This is a genomic window from Streptomyces sp. NPDC025638 (genome assembly GCF_055558775.1).
Genome location: NZ_JBVHLX010000013.1, coordinates 114616 through 133004, shown reverse-complemented (window position 1 = coordinate 133004; position 18389 = coordinate 114616). Strand labels below are relative to the sequence as shown.

Genomic DNA, 18389 nt, shown 5'->3' with positions numbered 1-18389 from the left:
AAGCACGGGGGCACACCCATGCGGGCATCAGCCCCGGACGGCCTTCCGGCGCCGGAACACGAGGTAACCGCCCGCGCCGACCAGCGCGGCCGCGACACCCGACAGCAGACCCACCGGCGCGCCGTTGCCCGTCTCGGCCAGACCGCCCGAGCCACCGCCCTGCTCGGACGGCGACGGCGACGCGGCCGGCGCCGTCGACTCGCTCGCGCCGGCCGACGCGCTCGGAGACGCCGAACCCGACGGGCTCGCCGACTCACCGGTGGACGAACTCGGGGACGCGGACGGCGTCGTACCGCCGCCGCCCTCCGAGTCCGCGCAGTCCGTCCAGAACACCTTGTGCTTGGCCGCGCCCTTCTCGCCGTCGAAGTTCCAGAACAGCTTGTAGTGCCCGTCGGGCAGCGACAGGTCCTCGGTGCGGCCGTGTCCCACGGCGTCCAGGGTGATGGCACCGGACTTCACGGTCTCGCCCTTCGGGGCGGCCGTCGGAGCCCACGCCTCGATGTGCCAGTCGACCTCCTGCACCCCGTCGAAACCGAAGGCGTCCAGGTAGAACGTGCAGACGTGCGGTTCGTTGCGGCGCAACTCCTCGCCCGTCTTCGCATCGTGGATCTTCACTGTGCCGTTGTCACCCGGAGCGGTGGCGTAGGCGGAAGGGGCGGCGAACAGCGCGGCCGCCGCGACGGTGCACACGGCGCCGGCGCGAGTGAGGGTACGCATGGGGCAGTCCATCTTCGAGTTACGGACGGGAAGATGTGGAGGGGGCAGCTCAGCATCCAGCCCCGACTGACCCGCGGTCAATCACGAACACACAACACTCGGATTCCACTGGCACACCGGGCTCAGAGCGCCAGGAAGGCCGCCGTCAGCAGTACGGCCCCCGACCCCGCCAGCACCCACGCCGGCCGCGTCAGCCGCAGCCCGCCCGCCACGACGACCGAGGCGAGCAGCAGAGCCCCGCCCAGCGGAACCCACGCATACAGGATCCCCGCCGGCCCCGACCGTACGACATCATCCGTACCGGGCTTCACGATGACGGCGTACGTCTGTCCCTTGCGCACCGCCACCGGCTCCTGGATGAAGACACGGTCCCGCGCCGTCGCCCCCGGCGAGACCGGCGTGAAGGGCCCCGAACACGTGTCCCGGTCGCACTGGGTCACCCTGATCGTGCCGTGCTCCCGGCCCTTCGTCAGCATCACGTGCTGCGCCGTCCCCCAGGAACCCCACACACCCGCGATCAGGATCAGCACGGCGACCGCACCCATCACCGCGAACCGCCCGAACCGCATCGCGGCGGCCGAGGCCTCACGGGAAGAGATGGCAATGGCAGGCATGGCCGGGATCATTGGCCATGCCCGTCCGATCGGTCAACTCCCGCCCGGCCCGCAGCCGGACAAGTCAGGAGTTGTACGAGCTTTGCGCCCGCTCCAGTCCCTCGATCACCAGACACTCCACCGCGTCCGCCGCCCGGTCCACGAAGTAGTCCAGCTCCTTGCGCTCCGCCGACGAGAAGTCCTTCAGCACGAAGTCGGCCACCTGCATACGACCCGGAGGCCGCCCGATCCCGAACCGCACCCGGTGATAGTCCGCACCCATCGCCTTCGTCATCGACTTCAGCCCGTTGTGCCCGTTGTCCCCGCCGCCCAGCTTCAGCCGCAGGGTCCCGTAGTCGATGTCCAGCTCGTCGTGCACCGCCACGATGTTCGCCACCGGCACCTTGTAGAAGTCCCGCAGCGCGTTCACCGGACCGCCCGACAGGTTCATGTACGACATGGGCTTCGCCAGGATCACCCGCCGGCTCGCCGGACCGGGCGGGCCGATCCGCCCCTCCACGACCTGAGCCTGCGCCTTCCCGGCACGCTTGAACTTCCCCCCGATCCGCTCGGCCAGCAGATCGGCCACCATGAAGCCGACGTTGTGCCGGTTCATGGCGTAGTCGGGACCGGGATTGCCCAGGCCTACGACCAGCCAGGGGGCATTCGCGGGGGTGGTCACGTCCATGTCTCCTTGATACGCGTCGACACGCGTCCTCGATAAGTCCTTGATACACGCGACAGCCGCTGCCCCCGGCCGGGAACAGCGGCTGACACGAACGACCACCGCGAGGATCAGGCCTCGGCGGCCTCTTCGCCCTCGCCCTCGCCCTCGGCCGGGGCCTCCTCGGCCTGCGCGGCCAGGACCTGGAGAACGACCGCGTCCTCGTCGACGGCCAGCGTCACACCGGACGGCAGGACGATGTCCTTGGCGAGGACCGAGGCACCGGCCTCCAGACCCTCGACCGACACCGTCACGCCCTCGGGGATGTGCGTGGCCTCGGCCTCGACCGGCAGCGCGTTCAGGACGTGCTCCAGCAGGTTGCCACCGGCGGCCAGCTCGCCCTCGGCGTGCACCGGAATCTCGACCGTGACCTTCTCGCCACGCTTGACCAGCAGCAGGTCGACGTGCTCCAGGAAGCCCTTGATCGGGTCGCGCTGCACGGACTTCGGGATCGCCAGCTCGTTGGACTTGCCGTCGATGTCCAGGGAGATCAGGACGTTCGGCGTACGCAGCGCGAGCAGCAGGTCGTGGCCCGGAAGGGTCAGGTGCAGCGGGTCGGAACCGTGGCCGTACAGCACACCGGGAACCTTCGACTCACGGCGGATACGACGGGCGGCACCCTTGCCGAACTCGGAACGGGTCTCGGCGGAGATCTTGACCTCGGACATGATCACTCCTCGTAGAACTGGATACGGTGGGGGTTCCCCCTGCTTTTTGGAGCTCGAGGGAGGTCACCCGGCCACGAACGGCCTGCTACGAAGAGCGCGTCGATAACGGACCGCCGTACCCCGTCACAGAACGGGAACGGCCTCCCTCGCCGAGCAACTGAAGCAGTCTACTCGGCGAGGGAGGCCGCAGAAAAATCGATCAACCCCGAAGGCGAACAGAGATCACTGCTCGTCGAACAGGCTCGTCACCGAACCGTCCTCGAACACCTCACGCACCGCACTCGCGATCGTCGGCGCGATCGACAGCACCGTCAGCTTGTCCAGATCCCGGCTCAGCTCACCCGGCGTCGGCAGCGTGTTCGTGAACACGAACTCACTCACCCGCGAGTTCTTCAGCCGGTCCGCCGCCGGACCCGACAGCACACCGTGCGTCGCCGTCACGATGACATCCTCCGCACCGTGCGCGAACAGCGCGTCCGCCGCCGCACAGATCGTGCCACCGGTGTCGATCATGTCGTCCACCAGCACACACACCCGGCCCCGGACCTCACCCACGACCTCGTGGACGGTCACCTGGTTGGCCACGTCCTTGTCACGCCGCTTGTGCACGATCGCCAGCGGCGCACCCAGACGGTCGCACCAGCGGTCCGCCACCCGCACACGGCCCGCGTCCGGGGACACCACCGTGAGCTTGTCCCGGTCCACCTTCCGACCCACGTAGTCCGCGAGCAGCGGAAGCGCGAACAGGTGGTCCACCGGCCCGTCGAAGAAACCCTGGATCTGGTCCGTGTGCAGATCCACGGTCAGAATGCGGTCCGCACCTGCCGTCTTCATCAGATCCGCGATCAGACGCGCCGAGATCGGCTCACGCCCACGGTGCTTCTTGTCCTGCCGCGCATAGCCGTAGAACGGCACGATCACCGTGATCGAACGGGCCGACGCACGCTTCAGCGCGTCGATCATGATCAGCTGCTCCATGATCCACTTATTGATCGGAGCCGTGTGGCTCTGGATCAGGAAGCAGTCCGCGCCACGAGCGGACTCCTGATAGCGGACATAGATCTCGCCATTGGCGAAGTCGAAGGCCTTCGTCGGGACGACCCCGACACCCAGCTGCTGGGCGACCTCCTCGGCAAGCTCGGGGTGGGCGCGGCCGGAGAAGAACATCAACTTCTTCTCGCCGGTCGTCTTGATCCCGGTCACAGCACTGTCTCCTCAGAGGTGTCTCAGCTGGGTGTCGAGCGACCTCTCGGCTGGGCGTGAGAGGCCGACTCAGCTGGTGGGGTGCGGGTATGCAGTTATCACGGTACGCCGTGTCCGGCGCAAGCGTTTCCGGTCAGCCCTCGCCGCCGCCCTGCCGGGAGGCCGCCTCCGCCGCCTTCGCGGCCGCGCTCCCCGGACGCTTCCGGGCCACCCAACCCTCGATATTCCGCTGCTGACCGCGGGCCACGGCCAGCGAACCGGGCGGCACATCCTTGGTGATCACCGAGCCAGCGGCGGTGTACGCACCGTCCCCGACCGTGACAGGAGCCACAAACATATTGTCCGAACCCGTACGGCAGTGCGACCCGATCGTCGTGTGGTGCTTGTCCTGCCCGTCGTAGTTCACGAACACACTCGCGGCACCGATGTTCGAGTGGTCACCGATGGTCGCGTCCCCGACGTACGAGAGATGCGGAACCTTGGTCCCCTCCCCGATCGAGGCGTTCTTCGTCTCCACATACGTACCCACCTTGGACTTCAGCCCCAGACGGGTACCGGGTCGGAGATACGCGAACGGCCCCACACTGGCCTGCGGCCCGATGTGCGCCCGGTCGGCCACCGTGTTGTCCACCCGCGCGCCCGCGCCCACCTGCGTGTCCCTGAGCCGGCTGTTGGGCCCCACCTCCGCGCCCTCGCCGAGATGCGTCGAACCCTGGAGCTGGGTGCCCGGGTGGACGAGAACGTCCTGCTCGAACGACACGGTCACATCCACCCACGTCGACGCCGGGTCCACGACCGTCACACCGGCCAGCATCGCGCGCTCCAGCAGCCGGTCGTTGAGGATCCGGCGCGCCTCCGCGAGCTGCACACGGTTGTTGATCCCGGCGATCTCACGGTGATCACCGGCGACCGAGGCCCCCACGCGATGCCCGGCCTCCCGCAGAATCCCGAGGACGTCCGTCAGATACTCCTCGCCCTGACTGTTGTCCGTCCGCACCTTCCCCAGTGCGTCGGCGAGGAGCTGCCCGTCGAAGGCGAAGACCCCGGAGTTGATCTCACGGATCGCGCGCTGCGACTTGTCGGCGTCCTTGTGCTCGACGATCGCGGTCACGGCACCGGAGGTGTCGTCGCGGACGATACGGCCGTAGCCGGTCGCGTCCGGGACCTCGGCGGTCAGCACGGTGACCGCGTTGCCGTCCGCGTGATGGGTCGTGGCGAGCGTCCGCAGCGTCTCGCCGCTGAGCAGCGGGGTGTCTCCGCAGACGACGACCACGGTTCCGTCGACGGTCCCGCCGAGCTCCTCCAGAGCCATCCGTACGGCGTGTCCGGTGCCGTTCTGCTGGTCCTGCACGGCGGTCCGCACCTGCGGGTCGATGCCGCCGAGGTGCTCGGTGACCTTCTCGCGGGCGTGTCCCACGACGACGACCAGCTCGTGCGGGTTCAACTCGCGGGCGGCGGCGAGCACATGACCCACCAGGGAACGGCCGCAGATCTCGTGCAGGACCTTCGGTGTGGCCGACTTCATACGGGTGCCCTCACCCGCTGCAAGAACGACGACGGCTGCCGGGCGAATGGCGCTCACGGGGTTGCCCTTCGGCTTTGGATGGGTGGGGGTGGACATCCGCAGGATACCGGGGCGTTTCTGGGGGGACATGGGAGTGGGCCCTGCCGGCGCTGGCAGGGCCCACATATACGCAGCTCCCCCATCAGGATTTGAACCTGAACTTAAGGGACCAAAACCCTCAGTGCTGCCTGATTACACCATGGGGGATGAAACTCGACTAAACCGGACATTTGGTCAGGTTGCCGAGTCGGCACCCAACACTATGCCGTACCAAGACCCTTCGATGCGACGGTACAAGTCGGCGCCCTTCAGGACTTTGATCACTAGGCAGCCCCGGTAGGTGTCGCCCACGTTCTTGCGGACCGTCTTGGGGTTGTGCTTCTTGAGAGTCGTCTTGTTGAAGGCGGAGGCGTCGGCGCCGACCAGGTCGGCCCAGTACCGTTCGGCACCCGAAATGTCGGCATTCTCATGGATCATGACCGTGTAACGCAGGCGTCCGCGCTCGACGCCGAGCAGGTCGAGCCAGGCGAGGTAGACCTTGATCACCCCCGGGTCGCTGTTGACGAAGGTGACGTTCTCGCGGCGGTCGTACGGCTTGGCCTTGCTGCCCTCGGCCCAGTAGAGGCCGACGCCCACGAGGAACAGTTCGCGGGCTGACAGGTCGCCGATCGACTGCTTGGCCTCCTCCTTGGTTCGCCGGCGCATTTCGTCGCGGATACGGAGCTTCTCCTCCCAGCCCTTCCTGGCGATGGCTGCCGCCTCTTCAGGGCTGCGCTTGCGCTCGGGCCTCGGCAGATCCCGCACCCACAAGGAAACCGAACTCCGTGAACACCCCAGCTCCGCCTCGATCTGGTCGTACGTCCAGCCCTGCCTGCGCAACTCGCGCGCCCTCTCCCGCAGGTCGTCCTTCGCCCGGGGGTGCTTTGTCCGCTCCGGTGGCGGCTCCCCTTTTACCAACTGGTTGAGGATGTCGTTGTTGAAGATCTTCAGCTCGTCCCGGATCTGCCGAAGGCTGTAGCCCCCGCGCCGCAGCGCGACCGCCCGCTCCCGTAACCCCTCGAAGTCCGCGTACTTGCCGTGTGAATGTGCCATGCGCATACCGTCCGGCCGGAATGGTCGGTTCCGGGGTCGAACGGGCGTGGTTCAGCAGTTCGAGGGATACCGGGGGGTTTCGCGGTTATTCGATTACGGAGTGTGGTGTAGGCCAGTAGGCAAAACTCACCGGAAAAGCTCACCCCACCGCCCGTAGGCTGGACGCATGACCACGACGGGGGAAGAGCGCGCCACGGCCCTGACCGGCCCGTGGTGGTGGGCGAGATGGCGCAGCGCGGTACTCGACGGGAGTCTCGCGCTGGTGTCCGCGTTGGAGTGTGCGGCGGAGGGCATCCCCTTCGCCCGCGACGCGGGTATCCCGGTGTCGGTCGGGATCGTGTTCGGTCTGCTGGCCGGTTCGGTGCTGTTGCTGCGGCGGAAGTGGCCGATCGCGGTGGTGCTGGTCGCGATCGCGATCACGCCGGCCCAGATGGGTTTCCTGATGGGCATCGTCGGCCTGTACACGCTGGCGGCGGCGGAGCTGCCGCGGCGGGTCATCGCGGCGCTGGCGGGGATGTCCCTCGTCGGGACGATGATCGTGACGTTTGTGCGGGTGCGCCAGGACATGGCGCGGGGTGATCTGACCCTCGGGGACTGGTTCGTGCCGTTCGCCTCGATCACCACGTCGCTCGGGCTCACCGCGCCGCCTGTGCTGCTGGGGCTGTATGTGGGTGCCCGGCGCAGGCTCATGGAGAGTCTGCGGGAGCGGGCGGACAGTCTTGAGCGGGAGCTGCAGCTGCTCGCGGAGCGGGCGGAGGAGCGCGCGGAGTGGGCGCGGAACGAGGAGCGGACGCGTATCGCCCGCGAGATGCATGACGTGGTGGCGCATCGGGTGAGCCTGATGGTGGTGCATGCGGCCGCGCTGCAGGCGGTGGCCCGGAAGGATCCGGAGAAGGCCGTGAGGAACGCGGTGCTGGTCGGGGACATGGGCCGGCAGGCGTTGACGGAGTTGCGGGAGATGCTGGGGGTGCTGCGGTCCGGGGACGGTGCGCAGCGGCGGGCGGCGTCGGTGCCGCCGGCCTCGGTCGGGGTGCCGGTGGCGGAGGCGGAGGCGGATTCCCGGTCCGATGAGGACGCGGCTGCGGTGGAGGGGCCGTACCTGGCGGAGCTGGACGTGCTGATCGGGCAGTCGGCGGCCGCGGGGATGGTGGTGGATCTGTCGGTCGAGGGTGACGCGCGGTCGTATGCGCGGGCGGTCGAGCAGACGGCGTACCGGGTGGTGCAGGAGGCGTTGACGAACGTCCACAAGCATGCGGCGGGTGCGAAGACGCACGTACGGCTGGCGCACCGGGTGTCGGAGATCGCGATGCAGGTGGAGAACGAGCCGCCGCCGGAGTTGTCGTCGGCGTCGGCGGCGCGGTTGCCGTCCGGTGGCAATGGTCTGCTCGGGATGCGGGAGCGGGTCATGGCGCTGGGCGGCGTGTTCGTGTCGGGGCCGACCGATGCGGGGGGCTTTCGGGTGTCGGCGGTGATTCCGGCGGTGTAGGCGCGCGGCGGGCGGGGGTGCCGCGCGGGTGCCGGGTGGGTGCTGGTGGGGTTCAGCCGGCGGTGAGCCGTACGGGTTCTATGCCCGCGATGAGCGCCGACAGGGCGTGGTCGATGTCGGGGCCGAGGTACCAGTCGCCGGTGTGGTCGAGGGTGTAGACGCGGCCTTCGGCGTCGATGGCGAGGAGGGCGTGGGTCTCGGTCTCCTCGCCGAGGGGGCACAGCTCGGTGTCGAGGGCGCGGCCGAGGTCGCCGAGGGTGCGGGCGAGGTGGAGGCCGTGCAGCGGGTCGAGGTCGAGGGTGGCGGGGGCGATCTGGCGGCCGGGCCCGGCCGGGGTGATGGTGAAGCCGCCGAATTCGGCCCAGGCCTCGACGGCCGCGGGGAAGACGGTGTGCCGGTGTCCGGCGGGTGAGGTGTGTTCGCGGAGGGTGTCGGCCCAGACCTCGGCCTGCTTGATGTCCCAGCGTCCGGGTCGCCAGCCGGCGGCGCGCAGTGCGGCGTCGATGGGTACGGGGAAGCGGGTCGTTGAGGTGCGGTCGGTGTGCATCTGCCCTTCGATCGTCGAGTTCGTTGTGTGGTGCGCGTGCTTGTGTGTGGGTTTTGTGCCTTTGCGGCCCCGTGTGATGTGGATCCGGGGGTCAGCTGCCGTCGGTCGTGGGGTCGACTATGCGGACGCCGAAGTGGGCGCTGAGCGCGGTGCAGGCGCGGCAGGGTGCGGCGAAGCTGCCGTGGAGGGGGTCGCCGTCCTCGCGTATCCGGCGGGCGGTGAGTTTGGCCTGTTTGAGGGCTCTGCGGGCCTCGCCGTTGGTCATCGGCTTGCGGGCGGCGCGCTTGCTGCGGGCGGCGTCGGCGGTGGCGATGTGGCGGGATATGAGGAGGGTTTCGGCGCAGCGGCCGGTGAAGCGGTCGCGCTGGGTGCTGGTGAGGGTGTCGAGGAAGTCCTGGACGAGGGGGTGGAGGGGAGGTGGTTCGTCGCCGCGGGCGGCGGTGGCGGTGAGGGTGGCGCCGCGGACGGAGAGGGCGGCGGCGACGGTGGGCAGGATGCCGTCGCGGCGGTGCAGGAGGGCCGGGGCGTGTGGGGTTTCGGCGTGGCTCCAGCCGATGCGGGGGTCGCCCGAGGCGTGGTTGTGCCTGCCGCTGGTGCGGGCGTCCGTGTGTGGTCCCGTCTGCGTCGCATTCATGATCATCATCCCTTCCGGGCGTCCCCCGAAGGTCACAGAGTGCCAAATGCCGTGGCTGGTGCGGAAGCTGGGGCGGTGCGACACGCCCGGGTTTGGGCAGGCTGTCACGGCAGGGTGACGGCTGGTCACGGAAGTGGAGGCCCGGTGACCGGTGTCCGTGTACCGCATAGGCTGTCGGCACCGCGATGCGCGCGGTCAACGTGTCGTAGACGTTGCAGAGACAGTCGAATACGGACCGTCGCGTGCCACATACGGTGCGGTTTCGGTTCGTACAGAGTGCCGCAGGGGGCAACCGCCATGACGACAGGTCGGCTCGGGCAGCAAGCCGCGCCGCCGAACGCGGCCTATGCCGGGCAGGTCGTGCATTTCCCGGATCCGGTCCGGGCGGCACGTCACCCGAGAGGGGTACGTATCGATGAACACGGTTACCCCGACTTCTCGCCCTACGCGCGCGCGGCCGCGGAGATCGCCGAACCGCCCGAGGGGTTCGGCGTCGACGAGTTGCGGCTGACGGACTATGTGTCGGCGAACGCGGCGTTGTCGGCGTCGGGGCACGACCTGTGGGACACGGTGCCGGAGGTGGCGACGCCGCACGGCTGGACGTGGCATCACGTGGTCGGTTCGCGGCGGCTGGAGCTGGTTCCGGTCGAGGTGAAGGCGTTGCTGCGGCATCATGCCGGTCTGGCGACGGCGCGGGTGGACCACGGCAAGCGGGGGACGCGGCCGTTGCAGGAGACGCGTCCTGCGCATGTCGGGCTGCCGAAGTCGGGTGTCGCGGTGACGGAGCAGCAGGTGCAGGGCGTCGAGGAGGACCTGGGGTATCGGCTGCCGGGTGCGTACCGCTCCTTCCTCAAGGCCGCGGGCGGATGCGCGCCGGTGGGCACGGCGCTGGACGCGGAGCTGGGTCTGCTGGTGGACCAGCCGTTCTTCACGGTGCGGGACGAGGCCGCGGTCAATGACCTGGTCTATGTGAACAAGTGCCTGCGTGACCATCTGACGAAGGATTACCTGGGTGTGGCCTTCGTGCAGGGCGGGTTGCTCGCGGTGAAGGTGAAGGGCGAGCGGCTCGGTTCGGTGTGGTTCTGCGCGTACGACGATGCGCGCGACGTGGATCCTTCGTGGCCCCCGGCGGAGCGCGTGGAGCGGTTGCTGCTGCCGTGCGGTGACGACTTCGACGTGTTCCTGTCCCGGCTGGCGGGCAGCCCGCCGGAGTTGGAGACGGTGGCGAACCTGATGGTGGACGGCGGTTTCGCACATGCCGTTCCGGTCTCTTCCATGGGGGAGTGAGCTTCGGCGATGGTGACGTTCGCGCAGGCGCAGGAGCGCGCCGAGGAGTGGGTCAACGGGGACGTTCCGGCGTATCAGCACCGTGAGGTGCGGGTGCGGGAGTTCGACCTCGGTTTTGTGGTGTGGGGCGAGGACCGTGCGGAGGGGCCGCGTTCGGACGCGGGCGCTCAGCGGCTCGTCATCGCGCGGGACAGCGGTGAGGCGACGCTGTGGCCGGCGCTGCCGGTGGGTGAGGTGATCCGCCGGTACGAGGAGGAGTACGGCCGTCCGGACGAGGTCGAGGACGCGGTGCCGGCGCCCGCGGCCCGCGTGGATCTGAACCAGACGTCGTTCCTGCTGAGCCCGCCGGAGTGGCTGCAGGAGGCGGCGGACAAGCTGGGGATCCCGGATCGGCGCTCGTCGGACGGTGAGCTTCCGCAGACGCAGGCCGGGGTGCCCACGGCCGCGGCCGCGGAGCCCTCCGCCGCGCCGCCGGCCGCGGGGACTCCCGCGCCGGGGACCCCGGTCGGTTCCGGGGGCAGTGGCGCGGCGTGGCCGGCCGCGGGTGGTGGCGAGCCGGGCGACGGGGCGCACGGTGTGCCTGCCGGGGCGACGCCCTGGGCCGGTACGGACACCAACGCGGACGCCGGTGAGGACCGTTCCGTGCCGCTGCCCGCGACGGTGTTCGCGCCGCCGCTGAGCGACTCCGGCGGCGGGGCCACGCCGCCGGACGCCAAGACGGCGCTGATGTCGGGTGGCAGCGGGCTGCCGCCGACGGCGGTCTCTCCGGCGCTCGGCGATCCGGGTGCGCCCGGTGTGCCGCAGGGCAGCACGCCGCCTCCGCCTCCGTACGGCTATCCGCAGGGGCAGGCGGCTCCGGGTACGCCCCCTCCGGGCGTGCCGCAGGGCAGCACGCCCGCGCCGCCGGCCGCGCCCACGTACGGCTATCCCCAGGGTCCCGGCGCTCCCGCCGGCCCGGGCACTCCGCCTCCGGGCGCCCCCGGTTACGGCTACCCGCAGGAGCCGGGCGGTGCCCCGGACGCGCCTCGTCCCCCGGCCGGTCCGGGTGGGCCGGGGCGGCCGCTGGCGCCCAACGCCAGTGACATCGCGGACGCCGCGACCAGCAAGGCCGCGCCGCCGCCGCGCCGGCCGCGGGGCCCGGTGGGCGCGCCGCCTCCGCCGCCGGGTGTTCCGGGTGCGCCGGGCGCGCGGCCGGGGAGCACGCCTCCGCCACCGCCCGCGCCGGGCGCTCCGGGTGCGCCGGCGGGTGGGTACGTGCCGACCCAGCTGATGTCGTCGCTCGGTCCCGAAGGGCCGGAGGGTATGGCCGGTCCGGGCGTGCCGGGCGTGCCGACTCCGCCGGGCGCCCCCAACCCGCCCGGTGCGCCGGGCACGCCGGGCGGCACGCCTCCCGGCAATGTGCATCACGCGGCCACGGTGCTGGCCGACCCGTCCCAGATGGGCGGGGGCACGGGCGGGGGCGCGCCGCAGCCGCCCGGTGCCCCGGGCATTCCGGGAGCGCCCGGCGCACCGGTTCCGCCTGGCGCTCCGGGCGCTCCCGGGATGCCCCCGGCGGGCCCCGGCGCTCCCCAGCCGCCGGGTGCTGCGGGGGGTGCGCGAGAGGCCGTACACCACGCGGAGACGGTGCTGGCCGGGCCGCCGGTGGCCGGGCCCGGCGCACCTCCGCCGCCGCAGGCCCCCGGCGTGCCCGGCATGCCCCCGGGCGCCCCGCAGCCGATGCCGCCGCACGGCGCCATGCCGCCGCCCGCACAGCCCATGCCCGGTCAGCCCATGCCGGGTCAGCCCATGCCCGGTCAGCCCATGCCCGGTCAGCCGGTGCCGGGTCAGCCCATGCCCGGGCAGCAGCCTCCGGCGTACGGCTATCCGCCGCAGGGGCAGCCGACGGTCGGTCCGGGGTATCAGGCCGTGCTGCGCTACCGAGCCCAGGACGGTTCCGAGCAGCAGCTGATCCGGCGTTCGGCGCCGGGTACGCCGCACCCGGAGTGGCAGATCTTCCACGAGCTGCGCGCCATGAACGTGCCGCCGGACAAGGTGCTGGAGCTGCACACGGAGCTGGAGTCGTGTGCGCTGCCGGGTGCCTACTGCGCGCGGATGATCCGGGAGCAGTGGCCGCAGGCGCGGATCACGAGCATCGCGCCGTACGGCACGGACCACGCGAGCCGGCAGCAGGGCATGCAGCAACTGCTGGCGCACCAGGGCGAGTTGCACCAGGTGGCGGACGGTCCCGCGCGGCCGGCGCCGGTGCGGGTGCCGGTGCCGCAGGTGCCGCCGGTGCCGCCCGTCCCGCCGGAGGGGATCGCCCAGGAGCTGGCGGCGGCGTTCGGGCCGGGCGTGTTCCGGTTCGAGCAGGCGGCGGTTTCGCGGCAGGGCGTGCCGCCGGTCGTGGCGCACACGCTGGTGGCGGCCGGACTGCCGCTGGACATGGGTCCGTTCTTCTGGGCGCAGGCCCAGCCGGGCCGTCCGGTGCCGACGCTGGCGGAGCTGGCGCAGGAGCGCGGGGTGCAGCCGGCCCCGGACGCGGGTTCGTACCTGGTCATGGGCACCGACTTCGGCAAGGCGATCTGTGTGCAGTACGGCACGGCGAACATCGTCGCGGTCCCCGTGGAGGCGGGGCCGGGCGGTGCGCCCGTACCGCCGCAGTTCGTGAACTCCGGGCTGCCGGAGTTCGCGCGCTGTCTGGCGCTGCTGGGCCGGATGTGGCGGCTGCGGTTCGGTCTGAATCAGGAGCAGGCGGGCCGCTGGACCGTCGACTTCCAGGCGCAGCTCGCCTCGCTCGACCCGGCGGCGCTGGGTTCGCCGGAGAGCTGGTGGTCGGTGCTGCTGGAGCAGATGTGGGACGGGTTGCTGTGACCCGTGTCCGACTTATCTGACGCATTGTCAAGGGCAGGGCCCGGTCGTACGACTTCGTACGACCGGGCCCTGCCCTTTTCAGGTGGTGTCTCGCCATGTTCGTTGCTTATGCGTGGAGTGTCGCGTTATAAACACTTGCGCCTGATCCATAAAGATGTGCGCACCATCGTCGGTGCGTGTGGGGCAGGTGGAGAGGGGTTCCACGGTGAGCAGCGCTTCGGAGTCGCCGTACGGCTTCGCGACCGTCCGGGGGCGCGGCTACCGCCCCGAGCAGGTCGATGTGTACGCGTCGGCACTCTCCCGGGACCGTGACGCCGCGTGGGAGCGGGCCGCGCGGCTCACCGTGCTCGCCAAGGACATGGGGGCGGAGGCGGAACGGTTGCGCGAGACGGTCGCGCGGCTCGCCCCGCAGACGTACGAGACGCTCGGGGAGCGCGCACGGCGCGTGTTCCAGCTCGCGGCGGAAGAAGCGGCGGACGTGCGGGAGGGCGCGCGGAGCGCGGCACAGGAACACCTCGCCGAGGCGGAGGCGTACGCCCTCGACGTGCGGCGCACGGCGCAGGAACAGGCGGACGCGCTGCGTGCGGAGGCCGAGGAACGCTCCCGGCAGCGGCTGCTCGTGGCCCGCGCCGAGGCGGACGACCTGCGTATCGGCGCCCGGCGCGAGGTGAAGGAGGGGCGCGGCGAGGCGCTCGCCGCGTTGCGGGAGGTGCGGCAGCGCACCGAGGGGATGCTCGCCGAGCAGGCCACGGAGCACGCCGAACGATGGGCCGAGGCCGACCGGGAGGCCGTCGAGCGGGCCGCCGCGCTGGAGAAGCGGCATGTCGAGCAGTTGGCCCGGGCCGAGGTCGCGCTGGCCGAGGCGAAGCGGGAGTTCGGGGAGGCGGAGGCGGCGGCACGGCGGTGCCAGGAGGACGCACACGCGCGTGCCGCCGATCTCGTTGCCGCGGCGCGGGTGCGGGAGGACCGGATCGCGCGGGAGACGGAGCGGGTGCTGCGCGAGCACGGGGAGCGGTGGGACGACGTACAGGCACACATGGATCACATGCGCGACAGCCTGACGTCGCTGACCGGGCAGGCCGCCCGGGAGTGAACCGGGCGCGACCCGCTCCCCCCGCGCTTCAACTCTCCTCACGCCTCGCCCCCCTACGCCTCAACTCCCCTTGCGCACGGCCCCCGCCAGGATCCAACCCTCCACCGCCTCGTACTGCCGCCGTTGTTCCTCCGCCTTGCGCCGGCCGGAGGCCACGGTGCCCAGCCAGCCGAAGAGGAAGCCCGCCGGGATCGAGACGATGCCCGTCGTCGTGAACGGGAACCAGTTGAAGTCGGCGTCGGGGAAGGCCGAGATCGGTGAGCCGGAGACCAGGTTGGTGCCCGGCATCAGGAGCAGCACGGTGAGGGAGCCGCCGATCAGGGTGCAGATCAGGCCGGTTCGGGTGTAGCGGCGCCAGAAGAGGCTGTAGACGAGGGCGGGGGCGATGGCGGAGGCGCCGAGGCAGAAGGAGAGGGTCACCAGGGGCTGCAGGCTGCGGTGCTGGACCAGGGTGGCCAGGAGAATGGTCGGGGCGCCGATCGCCAGGGCCGAGAACCGGGCCAGGGTCATCTCGCGGCGGGCCGACATCTCCCGTACCCGGCCCGCGAACACGTCGTGGGCCAGGGAGTTGGCGCAGGCCAGGATCATTCCGGCGACGGAGGCCAGGAGGGTCAGGAAGATCGCCGTGGTGACCGTGGTGAACAGGAAGGTCTCGGCGCTCGACACGTCCGGTCCGAAGGCCGCTCTGGAGCCCAGCAGATACGCCGTGTTGCCCTGGGGGTCGGCCTGGGCGATCGTCGTACGGCCGATCAGGGCCGTCGCGCCGAGGCCGACGACCGTGATGACCAGGACGAACACGGCCACGCTGGACACCGCCCAGGACATCGAGCGGCGCACCTGACGGGCGCTGGACGCGGTGTACATGCGCATGGTGATGTGCGGCAGACAGGCGCCGCCCACGACGATCGTCAGTTCGGACGTGATCATGTCCAGTCGGGGGCTGGTCCCGCCCATGAACTGCAGTCCCGAGTGCAGGAAGGCGTCTCCGGCCCCGCTCTGCCGGGCGGCCGCGTCGAACAGGGCGCCGGGGTCCCAGTCGAAGCGGTGCAGGATCAGCAGGGCGACCAGTGCGCCCGAGCCGAGGAGCATCACGATCTTCACGATCTGGATGAGGGCGGTGCCCTTCATGCCGCCGATCGCCGCGTAGCTGATCATCAGCGCGCCCAGGCCGATGACGCAGCCCGTCTTCAGCGACTCGCTGGAGAAGCCGAGGAGGAAGGCCAGCAGTTGTCCGGTGCCGGCCAGCTGCACCAGCATCAGCGGCAGCAGCGCGGCGATGGTCACCGCGCACGCCGTGACGCGGACGCAGCGTCCGGGCATGCGGCGGGCGAGCGCGTCGCCCATGGTGAACCGGCCCGCGTTGCGCAGGGGTTCGGCCAGCAGGAACATCATCAGCATCAGCGACAGGGTGGTGCTCAGCGCGAGCACGATGCCGTCGTATCCGCACAGGGCGATCACTCCGCCCGTGCCGAGGACGGTGGCCGCCGAGATGTAGTCGCCCGCGATCGCCAGGCCGTTGCGCATGGGGGACAGGGAGCCGTAGCCGGTGTAGAACTCGTCGAGGTCGTCACGGTCGGGGCCCGTCATCACGCACAGCAGGAGGGTGATGGTGGCTACGGCGGAGAACGCGACCAGGGACATCGCCTGCGCCGAGTCGCTGAATCCCGTGAACCCGGTCATGGTTCACGCCCCCCGCCTGGCGTCCAGCTCCGCCTGCTTGCGGATGCGGTCCGCGATCGGGTCGACACGACGGCGTGCGGTGTGCTCGTACAGCGCGATCGCCAGCCAGGTGACGGGGAGTTGGAGGAGCGCGAGGAGGAGTCCGGCGGGGATGCCTTCGGCGACCGTGGTGGTCATGACGTCCGGGGCGAACGCCGACAGGACGAGGAAGAGCGTGAAGTAGCCGAGGGCGGTGAGGGTGGCGGTGCGTCGCTGCCAGCGGTAGGCGGTGCGCAGGACCCGCAGATCGCTGTGGTGGCCGAGGGGGGTGCGGTGGGGCCGGGGGCGGGGCCTGGGTGGTTCCGGGGGCAGTGGCTGCCAGGGGTAGGTGAGATGTGCCGGGGCGGATGGGTACGGGGAGGGGACGGATGAATAGGGGGACGGGGCGGACGAATAGGCGGACGGGGCGGAGGGATACGAAGACGGGACGGGTGGATACGGGTCGTGGGACATCCCGTGCTCCTTGCCGGCTCGGGTCCGTGGCGGCGGACCGCAGGGAGATTGGGGGGTGCGAGCCACGCACGGTACTCGCAGGTATCCGGAGCGCGCGACGTTTTCACCAAACTGGACGGTCGGTATGCGCTTACTACGCAAAAAGGCCCCTGACCTCGGGTGTTACCCGCGTTAACTCATATTTTTTTCTGGCTCTCCGTCAGTCCTTCAGCACGGGGAAGCGCCGCGGTGCCAGGAACAGCAGCACCAGAAACGCCAGTCCCGCGGCGCACGCGGCCCCCAGATACACCGCGTGCACCGCGTCGGCGATCGCATGCCGCGTGGCCTGTGGCGCCGTACCGGCGTCGAGCCCCCGCGTCACCGAGTCCAGGTCGCCCGCGCCGCCCAGCCGCGCGGCCAGCACCCCGTTGGCGACCGCGCCGAACACGGCGGCGCCGACGGTCTGCCCGGTCTGCCGGCAGAAGAGCACCGACGCCGTGGTGGTACCGCGCTCGGCCCACCCCACGGTCGACTGGACCCCCACGATGAGCGGCAGTTGGAACAGCCCCAGCGCGCCGCCCAGCAGCAGCATCAGCAGCGTCGGCTGCCAGGCCGCTCCCGGGTACGGCAGGAACGGGAACGCGAACAGGATCAGCGCGGCCGTGCCGATGCCGAGCATCGCGGTGTCGCGGAAGCCGATCCGCCGGTACACATGCTGGCTGAGCGCGGCCGACACCGGCCAGCTGAGCGTCCACACGGACAGCACGAATCCCGCGGCCACGGGCGCGAGGCCGAGCACCGACTGCGCATACGTGGGCAGGAACACCGCCGGCGCCACCATCAGCAGACCCAGCGCGCCCAGCGCCAGATTGACCGCCGCGATCGTACGGCGCCGCCACACCCACCCGGGGATGATCGGCTCCGCCGCCCGCCGCTCCACCCACACCACCACGCCGACCAGCCCGAACCCCGTGGCGAACAGGGCGAGCGACGGGACGGACAGCCACGCCCACGCCACCCCGCCCTGCACCAGCGCGGTGAGCAGCACCCCGCCGCACGCGAACACCGCCAGCGCGCCCGCCCAGTCGACGCGCGCCGACGCGGGCCGCTCGCGCGCCGGTTCGTGCAGATGACGGACGACCAGCCAGAGCGCGGCCCCGCCTATGGGCAGATTGACGAGGAAGATCCAGCGCCAGTCCGCGTACGCCGCCAGCACCCCGCCGATCCCCGGTCCCGCGACCGCCGACACCGCCCACACCGTGGACAGCTTGGACTGGATCTTCGGGCGCTCCTCGAGCGGATACAGGTCGGCGGCCAGGGTCTGCACCGTGCCCTGCAGCGCCCCGCCGCCCAGGCCCTGCACGATGCGGAACGCGATCAGCGCGCCCATGTTCCATGCGGCCGCGCACAGCAGTGAGCCGAGCAGGAACACGGCCGCGCCCGCCACCAGGACGGGCTTGCGGCCGAAGGTGTCGGAGAGCTTGCCGTAGACGGGCAGGGTGACCGTGACGGCGAGCAGATAGCCGGAGAACAGCCAAGAGAAGACGGAGAACCCGCCGAGGTCGGCGACGATCTGCGGCACGGCCGTGGAGACGACGGTGGAGTCGAGCGCCGCCAGTGCCATCGCGAGCATCAGGGCCGCGACGACCGCGCCCCGCCGGGCGGGTGCGGTGCGCTCGGCACTGTCCCGGGTCGCCGGTCTCGTACTGCCCACCCGGATCCCTCCCTCTACTGGTTTCCCTCTGCATCCATCCGCCCCGCGACAGCTTCCCACTTGACC

16 protein-coding genes are annotated in these 18389 nt (G+C 70.9%); 4 read left to right on the top strand and 12 right to left on the bottom strand.

The window, feature by feature from the left end:
- Window positions 1-27: 27 nt before the first annotated feature.
- From ACZ4EG_RS30720 to ACZ4EG_RS30690, 7 genes are all read right to left on the bottom strand, one after another.
- Complete coding sequence (locus ACZ4EG_RS30720; protein WP_467792859.1) at window positions 28-717, bottom strand: LPXTG cell wall anchor domain-containing protein; 690 nt, start codon at window positions 715-717, stop codon at window positions 28-30.
- A gap of 122 nt (window positions 718-839) precedes the next feature.
- Window positions 840-1343: a hypothetical protein gene (locus ACZ4EG_RS30715; RefSeq protein ID WP_467792858.1), complete on the bottom strand. Its 504-nt coding sequence runs from the start codon at window positions 1341-1343 to the stop codon at window positions 840-842.
- Between the two features lie 52 nt (window positions 1344-1395).
- Entirely contained in the window at window positions 1396-1998 is a 603-nt protein-coding gene (gene pth / locus ACZ4EG_RS30710) for an aminoacyl-tRNA hydrolase (protein WP_363300290.1), read from the bottom strand.
- Between the two features lie 107 nt (window positions 1999-2105).
- Window positions 2106-2702, bottom strand: a complete 597-nt coding sequence (locus ACZ4EG_RS30705; RefSeq protein WP_467792857.1) for a 50S ribosomal protein L25/general stress protein Ctc — start codon at window positions 2700-2702, stop codon at window positions 2106-2108.
- Between the two features lie 222 nt (window positions 2703-2924).
- Window positions 2925-3905, bottom strand: coding sequence for a ribose-phosphate diphosphokinase (locus ACZ4EG_RS30700; RefSeq protein ID WP_453555162.1), 981 nt, complete (start codon window positions 3903-3905; stop codon window positions 2925-2927).
- 133 nt (window positions 3906-4038) lie between these two features.
- Complete coding sequence (gene glmU / locus ACZ4EG_RS30695) at window positions 4039-5487, bottom strand: bifunctional UDP-N-acetylglucosamine diphosphorylase/glucosamine-1-phosphate N-acetyltransferase GlmU (protein WP_467792856.1); 1449 nt, start codon at window positions 5485-5487, stop codon at window positions 4039-4041.
- A 216-nt stretch (window positions 5488-5703) separates the two neighbouring features.
- Window positions 5704-6561, bottom strand: a complete 858-nt coding sequence (locus ACZ4EG_RS30690; RefSeq protein WP_467792855.1) for a hypothetical protein — start codon at window positions 6559-6561, stop codon at window positions 5704-5706.
- A gap of 166 nt (window positions 6562-6727) precedes the next feature.
- Between ACZ4EG_RS30690 and ACZ4EG_RS30685 the strand changes: the two genes are divergently transcribed.
- Entirely contained in the window at window positions 6728-8047 is a 1320-nt protein-coding gene (locus ACZ4EG_RS30685; RefSeq protein ID WP_467792854.1) for a sensor histidine kinase, read from the top strand.
- A gap of 52 nt (window positions 8048-8099) precedes the next feature.
- Here the strand turns inward: ACZ4EG_RS30685 and ACZ4EG_RS30680 are convergent, their stop codons facing one another.
- Together ACZ4EG_RS30680 and ACZ4EG_RS30675 are read right to left on the bottom strand one after the other, a co-directional pair.
- Window positions 8100-8594, bottom strand: a complete 495-nt coding sequence (locus tag ACZ4EG_RS30680; RefSeq protein ID WP_467792853.1) for an SUKH-3 domain-containing protein — start codon at window positions 8592-8594, stop codon at window positions 8100-8102.
- A 91-nt stretch (window positions 8595-8685) separates the two neighbouring features.
- A complete protein-coding gene (locus ACZ4EG_RS30675; RefSeq protein WP_467792852.1) occupies window positions 8686-9237 on the bottom strand; it encodes a YwqJ-related putative deaminase in 552 nt (183 codons plus the stop codon).
- A gap of 288 nt (window positions 9238-9525) precedes the next feature.
- Here ACZ4EG_RS30675 and ACZ4EG_RS30670 point away from each other — a divergent pair, with 288 nt between their 5' ends.
- From ACZ4EG_RS30670 to ACZ4EG_RS30660, 3 genes are all read left to right on the top strand, one after another.
- Window positions 9526-10515 (top strand): SMI1/KNR4 family protein, encoded by a 990-nt coding sequence (locus ACZ4EG_RS30670; protein ID WP_363300283.1) that lies wholly within the window; start codon window positions 9526-9528, stop codon window positions 10513-10515.
- Between the two features lie 9 nt (window positions 10516-10524).
- Complete coding sequence (locus tag ACZ4EG_RS30665; protein ID WP_467792851.1) at window positions 10525-13365, top strand: SUKH-4 family immunity protein; 2841 nt, start codon at window positions 10525-10527, stop codon at window positions 13363-13365.
- 205 nt (window positions 13366-13570) lie between these two features.
- Window positions 13571-14458, top strand: coding sequence for a cellulose-binding protein (locus tag ACZ4EG_RS30660; protein ID WP_467792850.1), 888 nt, complete (start codon window positions 13571-13573; stop codon window positions 14456-14458).
- 60 nt (window positions 14459-14518) lie between these two features.
- On the opposite strand, the gene ACZ4EG_RS30655 is transcribed toward ACZ4EG_RS30660, so the two are convergent.
- The 3 genes from ACZ4EG_RS30655 to ACZ4EG_RS30645 form a co-directional block, all read right to left on the bottom strand.
- Complete coding sequence (locus ACZ4EG_RS30655; protein ID WP_453555146.1) at window positions 14519-16138, bottom strand: sodium/solute symporter; 1620 nt, start codon at window positions 16136-16138, stop codon at window positions 14519-14521.
- A gap of 3 nt (window positions 16139-16141) precedes the next feature.
- Window positions 16142-16630 (bottom strand): DUF485 domain-containing protein, encoded by a 489-nt coding sequence (locus ACZ4EG_RS30650; RefSeq protein ID WP_453555144.1) that lies wholly within the window; start codon window positions 16628-16630, stop codon window positions 16142-16144.
- Window positions 16631-16829: 199 nt separating this feature from the next.
- Window positions 16830-18323: an MFS transporter gene (locus ACZ4EG_RS30645; protein WP_467792849.1), complete on the bottom strand. Its 1494-nt coding sequence runs from the start codon at window positions 18321-18323 to the stop codon at window positions 16830-16832.
- Between the last annotated feature and the right edge of the window lie 66 nt (window positions 18324-18389).

What these genes read in the sequence shown, in the direction of transcription:
- ACZ4EG_RS30720 (WP_467792859.1), bottom strand. Translation starts at nt 717, where the DNA reads ATGCGTACCCTCACTCGCGCCGGCGCCGTGTGCACCGTCGCGGCGGCC.
- ACZ4EG_RS30715 (WP_467792858.1), bottom strand. Translation starts at nt 1,343, where the DNA reads ATGATCCCGGCCATGCCTGCCATTGCCATCTCTTCCCGTGAGGCCTCG.
- pth (WP_363300290.1), bottom strand. Translation starts at nt 1,998, where the DNA reads ATGGACGTGACCACCCCCGCGAATGCCCCCTGGCTGGTCGTAGGCCTG.
- ACZ4EG_RS30705 (WP_467792857.1), bottom strand. Translation starts at nt 2,702, where the DNA reads ATGTCCGAGGTCAAGATCTCCGCCGAGACCCGTTCCGAGTTCGGCAAG.
- ACZ4EG_RS30690 (WP_467792855.1), bottom strand. Translation starts at nt 6,561, where the DNA reads ATGGCACATTCACACGGCAAGTACGCGGACTTCGAGGGGTTACGGGAG.
- ACZ4EG_RS30685 (WP_467792854.1), top strand. Translation starts at nt 6,728, where the DNA reads ATGACCACGACGGGGGAAGAGCGCGCCACGGCCCTGACCGGCCCGTGG.
- ACZ4EG_RS30680 (WP_467792853.1), bottom strand. Translation starts at nt 8,594, where the DNA reads ATGCACACCGACCGCACCTCAACGACCCGCTTCCCCGTACCCATCGAC.
- ACZ4EG_RS30675 (WP_467792852.1), bottom strand. Translation starts at nt 9,237, where the DNA reads ATGATGATCATGAATGCGACGCAGACGGGACCACACACGGACGCCCGC.
- ACZ4EG_RS30670 (WP_363300283.1), top strand. Translation starts at nt 9,526, where the DNA reads ATGACGACAGGTCGGCTCGGGCAGCAAGCCGCGCCGCCGAACGCGGCC.
- ACZ4EG_RS30665 (WP_467792851.1), top strand. Translation starts at nt 10,525, where the DNA reads ATGGTGACGTTCGCGCAGGCGCAGGAGCGCGCCGAGGAGTGGGTCAAC.
- ACZ4EG_RS30655 (WP_453555146.1), bottom strand. Translation starts at nt 16,138, where the DNA reads ATGACCGGGTTCACGGGATTCAGCGACTCGGCGCAGGCGATGTCCCTG.
- ACZ4EG_RS30650 (WP_453555144.1), bottom strand. Translation starts at nt 16,630, where the DNA reads ATGTCCCACGACCCGTATCCACCCGTCCCGTCTTCGTATCCCTCCGCC.